Annotated in this window: 12 protein-coding genes; 11 read left to right on the plus strand and 1 reads right to left on the minus strand. The window is 37.1% G+C overall.

The annotated features are described in order from the left end of the window. Positions 1-355: 355 nt before the first annotated feature. From accD to V7147_RS07325, 5 genes are all read left to right on the plus strand, one after another. Positions 356-1,207: an acetyl-CoA carboxylase, carboxyltransferase subunit beta gene (gene accD, locus V7147_RS07305; RefSeq protein WP_335367193.1), complete on the plus strand. Its 852-nt coding sequence runs from the start codon at positions 356-358 to the stop codon at positions 1,205-1,207. Beyond that, positions 1,201-2,181: an acetyl-CoA carboxylase carboxyl transferase subunit alpha gene (gene accA, locus V7147_RS07310; protein ID WP_335367194.1), complete on the plus strand. Its 981-nt coding sequence runs from the start codon at positions 1,201-1,203 to the stop codon at positions 2,179-2,181. Before accD ends, accA begins: the two co-directional genes overlap by 7 nt. Positions 2,182-2,590: 409 nt before the next feature. Continuing rightward, on the plus strand, positions 2,591-3,550 hold the full coding sequence (pfkA, locus tag V7147_RS07315) for a 6-phosphofructokinase (RefSeq protein WP_335367195.1): 960 nt from the start codon (positions 2,591-2,593) through the stop codon (positions 3,548-3,550). 197 nt (positions 3,551-3,747) lie between these two features. Continuing rightward, positions 3,748-5,508, plus strand: a complete 1,761-nt coding sequence (gene pyk / locus V7147_RS07320) for a pyruvate kinase (protein ID WP_335367196.1) — start codon at positions 3,748-3,750, stop codon at positions 5,506-5,508. A gap of 101 nt (positions 5,509-5,609) precedes the next feature. Further along, positions 5,610-6,002, plus strand: coding sequence for an FxsA family protein (locus tag V7147_RS07325; RefSeq protein WP_335367197.1), 393 nt, complete (start codon positions 5,610-5,612; stop codon positions 6,000-6,002). Between the two features lie 159 nt (positions 6,003-6,161). On the opposite strand, the gene ytvI is transcribed toward V7147_RS07325, so the two are convergent. After that, entirely contained in the window at positions 6,162-7,280 is a 1,119-nt protein-coding gene (gene ytvI, locus V7147_RS07330) for a sporulation integral membrane protein YtvI (protein WP_335367198.1), read from the minus strand. 543 nt (positions 7,281-7,823) lie between these two features. Between ytvI and citZ the strand changes: the two genes are divergently transcribed. The 6 genes from citZ (at position 7,824) to pnpS (ending at position 14,371) form a co-directional block, all read left to right on the plus strand. Further along, the gene (gene citZ, locus V7147_RS07335; protein WP_335367205.1) at positions 7,824-8,942 is read left to right on the plus strand and encodes a citrate synthase; all 1,119 of its coding nucleotides are present in this window, start codon (positions 7,824-7,826) and stop codon (positions 8,940-8,942) included. 84 nt (positions 8,943-9,026) lie between these two features. After that, positions 9,027-10,301 carry an NADP-dependent isocitrate dehydrogenase gene (gene icd, locus V7147_RS07340; RefSeq protein WP_335367206.1) on the plus strand — a complete coding sequence of 425 codons (1,275 nt, stop codon included), beginning with the start codon at positions 9,027-9,029 and terminating at the stop codon, positions 10,299-10,301. Positions 10,302-10,364: 63 nt separating this feature from the next. Continuing rightward, on the plus strand, positions 10,365-11,306 hold the full coding sequence (mdh, locus tag V7147_RS07345; protein WP_335367199.1) for a malate dehydrogenase: 942 nt from the start codon (positions 10,365-10,367) through the stop codon (positions 11,304-11,306). A gap of 149 nt (positions 11,307-11,455) precedes the next feature. After that, the gene (locus V7147_RS07350; RefSeq protein ID WP_335367200.1) at positions 11,456-11,932 is read left to right on the plus strand and encodes a MaoC/PaaZ C-terminal domain-containing protein; all 477 of its coding nucleotides are present in this window, start codon (positions 11,456-11,458) and stop codon (positions 11,930-11,932) included. A gap of 275 nt (positions 11,933-12,207) precedes the next feature. Then, positions 12,208-12,924: a response regulator transcription factor gene (locus V7147_RS07355; protein ID WP_335367201.1), complete on the plus strand. Its 717-nt coding sequence runs from the start codon at positions 12,208-12,210 to the stop codon at positions 12,922-12,924. After that, complete coding sequence (gene pnpS, locus V7147_RS07360) at positions 12,917-14,371, plus strand: two-component system histidine kinase PnpS (RefSeq protein ID WP_335367202.1); 1,455 nt, start codon at positions 12,917-12,919, stop codon at positions 14,369-14,371. Before V7147_RS07355 ends, pnpS begins: the two co-directional genes overlap by 8 nt. The last annotated feature ends 191 nt before the right edge of the window (positions 14,372-14,562 follow it).

Raw genomic sequence — 14,562 nt, forward strand, 5'->3', positions numbered from 1 at the left:
ACTTTTACTGCGAATCTGGATCGTTATTAATGAATATGTGAAGTTTATTAATGAGGAACAGGCACTTGGAATAAATAAAGAAGGTTTTGATGAGTTAGTTGACGCACTTAGTAAAAGAGATGTCGCAAAAGCTTTATCTGCCTATAAAAAAATCACTTTGTAGAAATTTGTCTTGTTTTTATTGACATATTCCAACAAAAAATAAAGAGGACATTCAGTAAAGTATAAGTACATGCTTTTTTGGCAACGAAGGAAGATAGTGATTTTCCTTTTTTTCGTTACACGACTTTTTGTCTTGAAAAGCGCAGATAATTAAATAAATTTAAACTAAGTCGAAAAGGACATTTCTATTGAAATGTGTGAGGANNAGAAAAAATATGCATCAATCCCTTCTGAGCAGGCAAGACAGGATGTTCCAGAGGGAATTATGAGCAAATGTCCAAACTGTAAAAAAATCATGTATACAAAGGAATTAATGAAAAACGATAAGGTTTGTATGAACTGTGGCTATCATTATCAAATGACTGCTTATGAAAGACTCGAGAGTTTACTTGATGAAGGATCTTTCGTTGAGTTCGATCATGGCATGGTGTCTGAAAATCCGCTTGGATTCCCGGATTATCTTGAAAAGCTCAAGAAGGACCAAGATAAAACAGGTATTAATGAAGCCGTTGTAACAGGCGAAGGTACGATTGAAGGTAATCGGGTTATTTTAGCAATAATGGATTCAAGCTTCCGAATGGGAAGTATGGGTTCGGTTGTCGGTGAAAAAATTACAAGAGCAATTGAAAAGGCGATGGAAGAAAAAGTTCCATTCATCATTTTCACAGCATCTGGCGGAGCAAGAATGCAAGAAGGTGTGCTTAGCCTAATGCAAATGGCAAAAACAAGTTCAGCATTAAAGCTATTTAGTGATCAAGGCGGACTGATTGTTTCGATTATGACACATCCTACTACAGGTGGTGTATCTGCAAGCTTTGCATCCTTAGGAGACTTTAATTTTGCAGAACCTGGTGCATTAATTGGGTTTGCAGGTAGAAGAATAATTGAGCAAACGATTCGCGAAGATCTTCCTGAAGATTTCCAAACTGCCGAATTTCTATTAAAACATGGTCAATTGGATGCTGTTATCCATCGTCATGATTTAAAGGATACTTTAGCAAACATAGTAGACATTCATATGAACGGGGGTGCGGTTAATTGGTAGGCGAACTAGAATTTGAGAAACCTGTCGTGGAATTGAAAAAAAAGATTGCTGAGCTAAAAGAATTTACGAGTGACTCGAATGTTGACCTCTCAGATGAAATTTCCAAGCTCGAATCAAGACTTCAAAAACTAGAGACTGACATCTATAGTCATTTGAAACCATGGGACCGTGTGCAAATTGCTCGTCATCAAGAGAGACCAACAACCCTTGATTATATTGAACGTATTTTTACAAACTTTTTTGAGTGTCATGGGGATCGCTTTTACGGTGACGATGCTGCCATTGTTGGTGGTATTGCTAAATATCATGGATTACCTGTAACCGTCATAGGTCACCAACGTGGCAAGGATACGAAAGAGAATATTAGAAGAAACTTTGGGATGCCACATCCTGAAGGATATCGTAAGGCACTTCGCTTAATGAAGCAGGCAGAAAAATTTAACCGACCTATTATTTGCTTTATTGATACAAAGGGTGCATATCCAGGTAAAGCAGCAGAAGAACGTGGACAAAGTGAGGCTATTGCAAAAAACCTTTTTGAAATGGCAGGATTAACCGTTCCTGTTATTTGTATCGTTATTGGAGAAGGTGGAAGTGGTGGAGCTCTTGCTTTGGGTATAGGAAATTATATCCATATGCTTGAAAACTCTACGTACTCTGTTATTTCACCTGAAGGTGCAGCAGCTTTACTATGGAAAGATGCAGGACTTGCGAAAAAAGCCGCAGAGTCCATGAAAATCACGGCACCAGACTTAAAAGAACTAGGAATTGTAGATGAAATCATCCCTGAAGTTAGAGGCGGTGCTCATAAGGATGTTGCCGAACAAGCAGCTTCCATTGATACAGTTCTATTAAAATCATTAAAAAAATTGCGTGAATTAAACAATGATGAATTAATTCAGCAACGCTATCAAAAATATAAACAGATAGGTCAATATAAAATAGCTGAAGAAGAGTTTATCGGAGTACAGTAAAAGAGTGGACGTGCATCTAACTAGTGTTTAGAGCACGTTTTACTTTGTTCATCAATCAATATTTGGGTAAAATATACATTTAAGCGTTCCTTATTTTCGAAACGTCCTCCGCGCAAGATTCCTTATATTTCTAATTCTTGATTATTCGACACACATTTCACATTTTTTTAAGATATCTTGGTTGTTTTACTTATATATTAGTGTTATTTTATACATATTGCGAAAGAATAGTATAAACAAATGATTAAACTAATTCATGATTATTTAACTTTATTCAGCAGAAGGCTAAATAAAGTTAAAGCTCCTGGCGGATGCCACGATTTTTTAAAGGAAATTTTTCGAGCATGCTCGAAAAAAATCGGCGCAAATACGCCAAGGCGCATTTGATTATTATCATAGAGGTGGAAAAATGAAAAGAATAGGTGTTTTAACAAGTGGTGGGGATTCTCCTGGAATGAACGCTGCAATTCGTGCTGTTGTACGTAAAGCGATTTATCATGACGTAGAAGTATATGGAGTTTATCAGGGATATGCTGGGCTTATAAGTGGGCAAATCAAGAAATTAGAAATTGGATCTGTTGGAGATATTATTCATCGTGGTGGTACAATGCTTTATACAGCACGCTGTAATGAATTCAAGACAGAAGAAGGCCGTAAACAAGGAATTGAACAACTAAAAAAATTAGGGATCGAAGGCTTAGTTGTGATAGGTGGCGACGGTTCATACCGTGGTGCTCAAAAACTCACGGAACTTGGTTTCCCTTGCGTTGGTGTGCCAGGTACGATCGATAACGACATCCCTGGTACTGATTTTACAATCGGTTTTGATACCGCACTAAATACAGTAATTGATGCAATCGATAAAATTAGAGATACTGCAACTTCTCATGAACGCACATATGTAATTGAAGTAATGGGTAGACACGCAGGTGACCTTGCATTATGGGCCGGATTAGCTGGCGGTGCTGAGACTATCTTAATTCCAGAAGCAGATCATGATATGAATGAGGTTTGCGCCAAGCTTAACCGTGGCCATGACCGTGGTAAGAAACATAGTATTATTGTCGTAGCTGAAGGTGTAGGAAGTGGCGTAGAAATCGGGAAGAAGATTCAAGAAGCGACAAATTTTGAAACTAGAGTGAGTGTGCTTGGACATATTCAACGTGGTGGTACTCCAACTGCAACAGACCGAGTATTAGCTAGCCGTCTTGGAGCAAAAGCTGTTGAGCTTTTACTTGAAGGAAAAGGTGGAAGAGCGGTCGGCATCCAACAGAACCAATTAGTAGACCACGATATTATGGAAATCTTGGATCGTAAACATACAATTGACGAAAAAATGTATAACCTGGCGCAAGAACTATCAATTTAGTTAATACTTCGGTATAATTCACTGTGGAAGTGTTGATAATCGCTTTGATTGAAAAGCGATTAACTTTATTCAGCAAAAAGCTGAATAAAGTTAAAGCCCCCGGCGGATGCCAGATTTTCAATGGAAAATTTTCGAGCTTGCTCGAAAAAAATCGGGCACAAATAAGCCAAGGCGCATTTGATTTAGGAGGAAATATAATGAGAAAAACAAAAATAGTATGTACGATAGGACCGGCAAGTGAAAGTATCGAAAAACTTGTTGCTTTAGCAAATGCTGGAATGAATGTTGCAAGATTGAACTTTTCACACGGTGACTTTGATGAACATGGTGCACGTATTAAAAATATCCGTGAAGCTTCTAAAATCACTGGTAAAAATATCGCGATTTTATTAGATACTAAAGGACCAGAAATTCGTACAAATAATATGGAAAATGGTGCAATTGAATTAGTTGAAGGTTCAAAAGTGATTATTTCGATGGAAGAAGTAATTGGAACGCCGGAAAAGTTCTCGGTTACATATCCAGGCCTGATTGATGATGTTCATCCGGGCTCCAAAATTCTATTAGATGATGGATTAATCGGGTTAGAGGTATTAGAAATTAATCAACAGAAACGTGAAATTCTCACAAAAATATTAAATAGTGGAACATTAAAAAATAAAAAAGGTTGTAATGTTCCAGGTGTTAGTGTGAACCTACCAGGTATGACTGAAAAAGATGCAAAGGACATTGTTTTCGGTATTCAACAAGATGTCGATTATATCGCAGCATCCTTTGTTCGTCGTGCTTCTGACGTATTAGAAATTAGAGAATTGCTTGAAGAAAATAATGGGAAAGCAATTCATATCATTCCAAAAATTGAGAACCAAGAGGGCGTCGATAATATCGATGAAATCCTTGAAGTCTCAGATGGACTAATGGTAGCTCGTGGAGACTTAGGTGTTGAGATTCCTGCCGAAGAAGTACCACTTGTTCAAAAAGATTTAATTAAGAAATGTAATGCGGCAGGTAAACCAGTTATTACGGCAACTCAAATGTTAGACTCCATGCAACGTAATCCTAGACCAACTCGTGCAGAAGCTAGTGACGTTGCGAATGCAATTTTTGACGGTACAGATGCCATTATGTTATCTGGCGAAACAGCGGCTGGAACATATCCTGTTGAGGCAGTTCAAACGATGCATAATATTGCTTCTCGCGCTGAGGATGCATTAGTTCATCGTGAAATTTTATCTCAACGCAGCAAAATCTCTGGCACTACGATTACAGATGCAATTGGTCAATCGGTTGCTCATACTGCACTTAATCTAGATGCTTCTGCAATTGTTACACCAACTGAAAGTGGACATACTGCAAGAATGATTTCAAAATACCGTCCAAAGGCACCGATCATTGCAGTAACAGCAAATGAATCAACAACTAGAAAGCTTTCACTTGTTTGGGGTGTATACGCTCAAACAGGAAACGTGGCAACATCTACAGATGAAATGCTTGATAACTCCGTTGATGTAGCATTAGGTACTGGAATTATCAAACCTGGTGATTTAGTAGTTATTACAGCAGGTGTTCCAGTTGGAGAACGTGGAACAACTAATATTATGAAGATTCATGTTGTTGGTAACACAATTACAAATGGACAAGGAATCGGTAGAAAATCAGCTTTTGGAAAAGTAGTAGTGGCTCATAATAGTGAAGAAGCAGAAGCGAAAATGTTCGATGGAGCAATCCTTGTAACACCTGCAACCGACCGTGACATGGTAAAATACGTAGAGCAAGCTTCTGCATTAATTACGGAAGAAGGCGGTCTAACTAGCCATGCAGCCGTTGTAGGATTAAGCATCGGAATTCCTGTTATTGTCGGAGTTGAAAATGCAACAACACTATTAAAAGATGGACAAGATATAACTGTAGATTCTGCTCGTGGAGTGATATACGAAGGACATGCGAATGTCCTATAAGTGAGAGAAGGGAAACCTTCTCTTTTTTTCTTTTCACTACTCATTTTAAGCTAGGAAACGTATAATATAAGAAAAGCCTTCATTTTTGAGGAGGATCTCTTATGAGAGTTTTATTAGCATTAATTATTATTGTGCCAGCATTGGAAATTAGTGTTCTTATTTTTTCTGGAAAGACACTTGGAATTCCAATTACATTACTCTTAATCCTTCTTACAGGAGTAATTGGTGCATGGCTTGCAAAGAAACAGGGGCTAGAAATTATTAGACGTGCAAGGCAGCAGATGGATTATGGTCAGGTCCCAGGGGAAGCGATAATGGATGGAATTTGCATCCTAATCGGGGCTGTTTTGCTTCTTACTCCCGGTTACATTTCAGATCTGACAGGATTCCTATTGCTCCTTCCCGTAACCCGAAATTATATTAAACCAGTTATAGCAAACTGGATTAGTCGAAGAATTGATAGAGGAAATTTTACAGTTATACGTCGTTGGTGAAAGGAAAAAAGCCATTGCAGCAGCAATGGCTTTTTTAATGTCTAGTTCCAGGCGCTATCGGCAGTCTGGTCTAACTAAATCGCTTCGGAAGGTAAAGTGCACCTTCTGTCAGAGCTTGTCTTATGCTTGTCGCCTAAGGCTGAGCGCCTAGCACTTATCCTATAATGCTTCCTTTCCGATAATAAAACTCCATACATCCCGAAAAACACCTGTTGTATACAAGGTCCTAATAATTACTAAAATGACAGGTCCGATAATCAGTCCGATGAAACCGAATAATTGAAACCCGACAAAAAGGGAAATCAAGGTTGCCAAAGGATCTAGTCCAATACTTGATGAGATTACCTTTGGCTCCATAACTTGACGCTGTACAATCACCACAATATATAAAATACCAAGGCCGATTGCTAGTGGAATATCTCCACTGAATGCGGAGTATATGATCCAAGGTACAAACACAAGTCCTGTTCCTAAATACGGGAGAAGATCAACAAGTCCAATTAATAATGCGATTGTAATCGCGTAATCAACCCGTAAAATTAATAAACCAACCAACACGATTCCTGCTGTAATAGAAATCAGGGTAAACTGAGCTTTAATAAATCCAAATAACGCTTTTTTTAATTCCACAAACACTGATTTTCCGCTCGTTCTAGCTTTAACAGGGATAAATTTTCGTCCCATAATGATGAATTTATTCCAATCCTTACTAATGAAAAAAGTGGCTAGTAGTGAAAATACAATAACAGTCGCTGCATTCGGTAACCAACCAAGAAATTTAGGAATGTTTTCTAAGAATGCTTTTACAAACTCCCCGACATTCGTTGCAATGGTTGTGCCTACATTACTTACATTATCCATTATGGTTTGTTGTTGGCCCTGCTCCAAATTATCGAACATACTTATTACTCTCTCATATAAAGGAATAATTTGACCTACTATTAAATCTTCAAAATAAATGACCAACTTTTCAAAGTGCTGTGGTACCTCTTTTGCCAAATAGTTGGCTCCTGAAATAATTTCAGCAATTAATAATGTAAGGAAACCAGTGACAATCCCAAACACAATGAAGATCCCTAAAAATACCGATAATCCCCGTGGCATCCGTCCTTTACGTTCTAAAAAATTGACAAGAGGGTTAATGAGGAAAGCTAGTAATAAAGCAAAAATGAACGGATAGGTGAGTTTAAATAGAAAATAAAACAAAACGAAACCAATAATTACTAACGCAATAACCAACAGAAATCGAAGAAAACCGTACAAATAATTAATGTTCAAACTTTTTCCTCCCTAGGTAATTCTTACATAGTATTTTACAATTTCTTATAAAACTTTAAAAGGAAATACGAAGAAATGAATAATAAAGTTCCCAATTATAGAGAAAAAATTGTAAATATGATATTATACGTATGAGCGAGTGAAAAAATTTCGTGAACAAATTGCAAAATACCTTAAAATTAGATATTTCTAGTTAGATGGCTAATTAGAGTATTCGGCTCTGTTACTTAGTAAAAAAAATCTTAGTAAAAATATTTTTGTGTAATAATAGTTTGTAAGGAAAATTAGTCTCTTTTGATTCACAAAAGTCTGATTTTTTATTATAATAGAGTCGAGAGTTACAACTTTTCTACATATTACTTGCTAATTCTTTTAAATTGTCGCAATATTATTTTGATATTTGTGGCATCGAATGTTTTTTGAAAAAATGAAAGCATTTACTTCACGAAATGAAAGGTACTTAACGCATACTCAAAATTTGAGCATGCGCTCAATTTACCTCTTTAAAGGGGGTAGGGGAATATGAAAAAAGGAGAGGGTCTTATGACAGCAACAAAGGGTCTTGAAGGAATTGTAGCAACAACATCTTCAGTCAGTTCAATTATTGATGACACATTAACGTATGCAGGATTCGATATTGATGATTTAGCTGAAAAAGCTAGTTTTGAAGAGGTTATCTACCTTTTATGGCATCGGAAACTTCCAAATAAAGAGGAGTTAGCTGAATTAACACAGCAACTTGCTAATAATGCAGGTCTACCTCAAGAACTTTTAAATCATTTCAAAACTTATCCAATCGATAAGGTTCATCCAATGGCAGCTCTTCGTTCAGCCGTTTCACTTTTAGGGCTGTATGATGAAGAAGCAGATGTAATGGATCCAGAAGCAAATTATCGTAAGGCAATTCGTCTGCAAGCAAAATTACCTACAATTGTTACCGCTTTTTCTCGTGTTCGTAAAGGTTTAGAACCAGTTGCTCCACGTACTGATCTAAGTTTTGCAGCCAACTTTTTGTATATGCTAAGCGACCAAGAGCCAAGTGAGATTGCAGTAGAAGCATTCAATAAAGCATTAGTATTACATGCTGACCACGAACTGAATGCTTCGACTTTCACTGCACGTGTTTGCGTTGCAACTCTATCTGATATTTATTCAGGTGTTACTGCAGCAATTGGAGCATTAAAAGGTCCTCTTCACGGTGGTGCTAACGAAGCAGTAATGAAAATGCTCTCTGAAGTCGGAGAAGTTGATAACGTAGAAAATTATATAAAAACAAAATTAGCAAATAAAGAAAAAATTATGGGATTTGGGCACAGAGTATACCGTAATGGTGACCCACGCGCTAAACACTTGAAAGCAATGTCTCAAAAATTAACATCTATTACCGGCGAATCAAAATGGTATGAGATGTCAACGAAAATTGAAAAAGTTGTTACAAGTGAAAAACCATTACCACCGAATGTTGATTTCTACTCAGCATCTGTATACCATAGCTTAGGTATTGATCATGATTTATTTACTCCTATCTTTGCAGTAAGCCGTGTTTCTGGTTGGTTAGCTCATATTCTAGAGCAATATGATAACAACCGTTTAATCCGTCCACGTGCTGAATATACTGGTCCAGGAATGCAAAAATACGTTCCAATTGAACAAAGAGGTTAATAAATCTATACAATATAAATTAGAATGGAGAAGTATCTCCGTTGAAATTTTTCGTGAGGTACTTCTTAAGAATTTTAGGAGGTTATACTAGTGGCAGGAGAAAAAATTACAGTATCAAATGGAGTACTAAACGTACCAAACAACCCAATTATTCCTTTTATCGAAGGAGACGGAACTGGTCCAGATATTTGGGCGGCAGCGTCACGTGTATTAGAAGCAGCTGTTGAAAAAGCGTATAACGGTGAAAAATCAATTGTTTGGAAAGAAGTATTAGCAGGGGAAAAAGCTTTTAATCAAACTGGCGAATGGTTACCAGCAGAAACATTAGATGTTATCCGCGATTACATAATTGCTATTAAAGGACCTCTTACTACTCCGGTTGGTGGTGGTATCCGTTCTTTAAACGTAGCATTACGTCAAGAACTAGATCTATTTACTTGTCTTCGCCCAGTACGTTATTTTACAGGTGTACCTTCACCAGTTAAACGTCCAGAAGATACAGATATGGTTATCTTCCGTGAAAATACTGAAGATATTTATGCAGGTATTGAATATGCACAAGGTTCTGAAGGAGTTCAAAAGCTTATTAACTTCCTTCAAAATGAACTTGGTGTTAATAAAATCCGCTTCCCAGAAACTTCTGGAATTGGTATCAAACCAGTTTCTGAAGAAGGAACAAAACGCCTTGTACGTGCTGCTATTAACTATGCAATTGAACAAGGTCGTAAGTCTTTAACTCTGGTTCACAAAGGAAACATCATGAAGTTTACTGAGGGTGCTTTCAAAAACTGGGGTTACGAACTTGCTGAACAAGAATTTGGAGATAAAGTATTTACTTGGGCCCAATATGACCGCATCGCCCTAGAAGAAGGCAAAGATGCAGCTAATAAAGCTCAAGCTGATGCTGAAGCTGCTGGTAAGATCATTGTAAAAGATTCAATTGCTGATATCTTCTTACAACAAATCTTAACTCGTCCACGTGAATTTGATGTTGTTGCTACAATGAACTTAAACGGTGACTACATTTCTGACGCGTTAGCTGCACAAGTTGGTGGAATCGGAATTGCACCTGGAGCAAACATTAACTATGAAACAGGACATGCAATTTTCGAAGCTACACACGGAACTGCACCTAAATATGCAGGTTTAGACAAAGTTAACCCATCCTCTGTTCTTTTATCAGGTGTATTGATGCTTGAACACCTAGGTTGGAACGAAGCAGCAGACTTAATCATGAATTCAATGGAAAAAACGATTGAATCCAAAGTTGTAACATATGACTTCGCACGTCTAATGGAAGGTGCAACAGAAGTAAAATGTTCAGAGTTTGCTGATGAACTAATCAAAAACTTAAGCTAATTATAGATATAAGTAACTACCCTTAAAAGGGTAGTTACTTCATTTGAATAGGGAGGATATAATATGAGTCAATTCAAACGCAAAAAAATCTCTGTTATTGGTAGTGGATTTACTGGTGCAACAACAGCTTTTCTACTTGCTCAAAAGGAATTAGGAGACGTCGTTTTAGTTGATATTCCACAAATGGAGAACCCAACAAAAGGGAAAGCTCTTGATATGCTGGAAGCAAGTCCTGTTCAAGGGTTTGATGCAAGTATTACCGGAACTTCAAATTATGAAGATACAGCTGATTCTGATGTCGTTGTTATTACAGCCGGAATTGCGCGCAAACCTGGTATGAGCCGTGATGATCTTGTTCAAACAAACCAAAAAATCATGAAAAGTGTTGCCCAGGAAATTGCAAAACATTCTCCAAATAGCTATATCATTGTTTTAACTAATCCAGTTGACGCTATGACTTTTACAGTGTTTCAGGAATCTGGTTTCCCGAAAAATCGTGTCATTGGCCAATCAGGCGTACTTGATTCTGCTAGATTCCGTACATTTATTGCCCAGGAACTAAATTTATCAGTAAAAGATATTACTGGATTTGTCCTAGGTGGTCATGGCGATGACATGGTGCCACTTGTTCGTTACTCCTACGCAGGAGGCATTCCACTCGAAACTTTAATTCCAAAAGATCGCTTAGACGCTATAGTTGAACGTACACGTAAGGGTGGCGGTGAAATTGTCAACCTGTTAGGAAATGGTAGTGCATATTATGCACCAGCAGCTTCCCTAGTGGAAATGGTTGAAGCTATCATAAAAGATCAACGTCGTGTCCTACCCGCAATTGCATATCTGGAAGGTGAATATGGCTTCTCCGGAATTTACCTTGGTGTTCCAACGATTCTAGGTGCAAATGGTATTGAAAAAATCATCGAGCTTGAACTAACAGAACAGGAAAAAGCAGAACTTGCAAAATCTGCGGATTCTGTGAAAAATGTCATGAATATCCTTGCCTAATCATAAACTTTATAATCAAATACACATTGGCGTATACTGGCTTTATTCGGCCTTCTGATGAATAAAGCTAATAGATTCGGGATTCTCCCCGAATTTTTTATACATATATTTGTAATCGTTTTCATTTTAATGGAGGTGCGACCGTTTTCATGTTATTAGGTAAAAAGAGAAAACTGGGAAGAAAGATTGAAGAAATGAATGTCGGTGAAAAATTAACTCTTACTGAGAAAATCGAAGATAAAGATTTACTTTTATACTTAGGTTTGACGAATGATGCAAATCCGCTATATATTCAACATGATTATGCATCTCAAACTCCTTTTAAGAAACCGATTGTTCCCACAGTTATGCTGACAGGCATTATATCAGCGGCAGTGTCTAAGTATTTACCTGGTCCCGGCAGTCATATTCTTAAGCAAGAAATTGAATTTTTGCAGCCTTTGTACCATTACGCAACAGTTCAATTTCTATTTGAGGTTACAAAAGTTAATATTCATGACCATACTGTTGAAATTACAGTTACTGCATTGGATGAAGATGAAACAAGGGCAATCGAAGGAAGATTACTTGTTTGTCCTCCACATCGAATGGTTCCAATGGAAGGTAAAATATTGGAAAATTTTTAGGAGATGTTTAAAAAGTGCGGTGAATATGACGCATCGAATTTCTTCGTTGGCTTGTTTCTCCGTTGCTCACGTATTAACTGCATACGTTCCGCTACTCAAAACTGCGCCGCCTTGAAATTCTCGGTCCTCTTCATCCTCCTTTTTAAACGTCCATTTTTAGAGAGCCCAGCCTCTCTTTTTTTATTTTCGTGGCAAGTCCAAAAATGTTATTCTATAATGACTTTATATAGAGAAAAATAATGATGGGGTTTATCTTTTTTTGATGGAGGAAGACAATGAAGAATAAAGTACTGGTTGTAGAGGATGAACAGTCAATCATTACATTACTTCAGTATAACCTACAACAGGCAGGCTACGAGGTTATTACTGCAATGGACGGAGAAGAAGGCTTGGAGAAAGCCTTAGCTGAAATGCCACAAATTATCGTCCTTGACTTAATGCTGCCAAAATTGGATGGGATTGAAGTATGCAAACAGCTTCGCCAAAATAAAGTAGAAATTCCAATTCTAATGCTAACCGCAAAGGACGACGAATTTGATAAGGTTTTAGGTCTAGAGCTCGGGGCGGACGACTATATGACAAAACCATTTAGCCCTAGAGAAGTAGTGGCACGTCTGAAGGCAATCCTTAGAAGAACAAGTAAAAAAGAAGTCAACTTAGAAGAAATTACGACATCCAAACAATTTGTGATAGGACCTTTACGGATTTTACCTGAAAATTTCGAGGCTTATTTTAATGAAGAAGCACTTGATCTTACACCAAAAGAATTTGAACTTCTTGCTTATTTAGCAAAGAACAAAGGAAGAGTTCTAACCCGAGATCAACTATTAAGTGCGGTGTGGAATTATGATTTTGCTGGTGATACAAGAATTGTAGATGTTCATATCAGTCATTTAAGAGAAAAGGTTGAGAAAGATTCAAAAAAACCAAATTTGATAAAAACAGTAAGGGGATTAGGCTATAAGCTTGAGGAGCCAAAACTCTATGAATAAATTTCACTCGCGACTCTTATTTGCGATTATCTTTTTAATCATTATTGTTTTTATATGTATGGGTTTTATGTTAGGTCAATTTATTAGCAGTCTTATCACCAATAGTGAAATGCATGGAACATCTGTAGAAAAAACAGTTCAACAGGTTTGGATTGCTCTTACGGTATGTCTCGGAATCGCATTGGTTATTATTCTTTCACTTATTATAAGAATCACAATCACCTACACAAAACCAATTGATGCTGCAACAAAAGCAGTAAAAGAACTTGCAAAGGGAAATTATCGGGCAAGAACACATGAAGATTATATAAGTGCTGCTGGGATACTTGGGCAATCTATCAATATTGTCGCAAGAAATATTGAAGAAATGACCAAATCCTATGAAATGCAGCATGATCGATTACATACATTGATTGAAAATATGGGGAGTGGTCTTTTGTTTATCGATAGCAAAGGATATATTAGTATTTTCAATCGGTCAATCAATGAATTATTCAAAATAGATCAAGACGACTTAAAGGGTCAGCTATATTATGAAGCTTTTACTCAAAAAGAAATTGTTAATTTGGTAGAAGAAATTTTTATGACTGAGCGAAAGTTACGCAGACCCATACACCTGATGATTGGAAACGAACAAAAGGACTTTGAGGTGTATGCTACACCAATATTAGGAGCAAATGTGGAATGGAGGGGTGTTGTTCTAGTCTTTCACGATATTTCAGATTTGAAAAGGCTTGAACAGATACGTAAGGACTTTGTAGCAAATGTTTCCCACGAGCTTCGTACTCCGATCACATCCATTAAAGGGTTTGCTGAGACTTTATTAGATGGTGCGATGAATGATAGGGAAGTCTTAGAAGAATTTTTAACAATTATTCTAAATGAAAGTCATCGTCTTCAAGTCCTCATTCAAGATCTGTTGGATTTATCAAAGATGGAGAATAAGGGTTTTTCACTTAACCTTTCACGTGTTAATGTGAAAGAACTTTTGGAAGATAGTTTACGAATGCTTAGATCGAGAGCAGAAGAAAAAGACATTCAATTAGAGCTTTTAGTAGATGATGACACAACAGTGATAGACGGAGATATGGACAGGTTGAAACAGGTCTTTATCAATGTCATAAATAACAGTTTGTCGTATTCTCCTAATAAGGCCAAAGTGGCGGTAAAAGCAACAAATCTTATTGACTATGTTCAAATTCAAATTATTGATACTGGAATGGGAATTGAAGAAAACGAGCTGTCTCGGATTTTTGAAAGGTTTTATCGTGTGGATAGAGCAAGGAGCAGGAATTCCGGGGGGACAGGTTTAGGCCTCGCAATTGTTAAGCATATTATTGAGGCTCATGAAGGGGCGGTACAAATAAATAGTAAGGTAGGGAAAGGAACTACACTTACAATTCGATTGAAAAAAGAAATATCATCGTCATCGACTAAAATGTCTTAATTTACAAATTGTTTACAAAGGAAACATATTCTCTTAACATCAAAACCGTATGATGTTAGTGAGAACCCCTTCATACTAGAAGGCCAAACTTTTGACAAGGACATCATATCCTTGTCCTTTTTTTAACTTTATTCAGCAAAAGACTGAATAAAGTTTAAAAGCCTTCGGCGGATGCCACAGATTTTCAAAGG

This window comes from Bacillus sp. JJ1521 (assembly GCF_036965165.1).
In the GTDB taxonomy this organism is placed as follows: Bacteria; Bacillota; Bacilli; order Bacillales; family Bacillaceae_L; genus Ferdinandcohnia.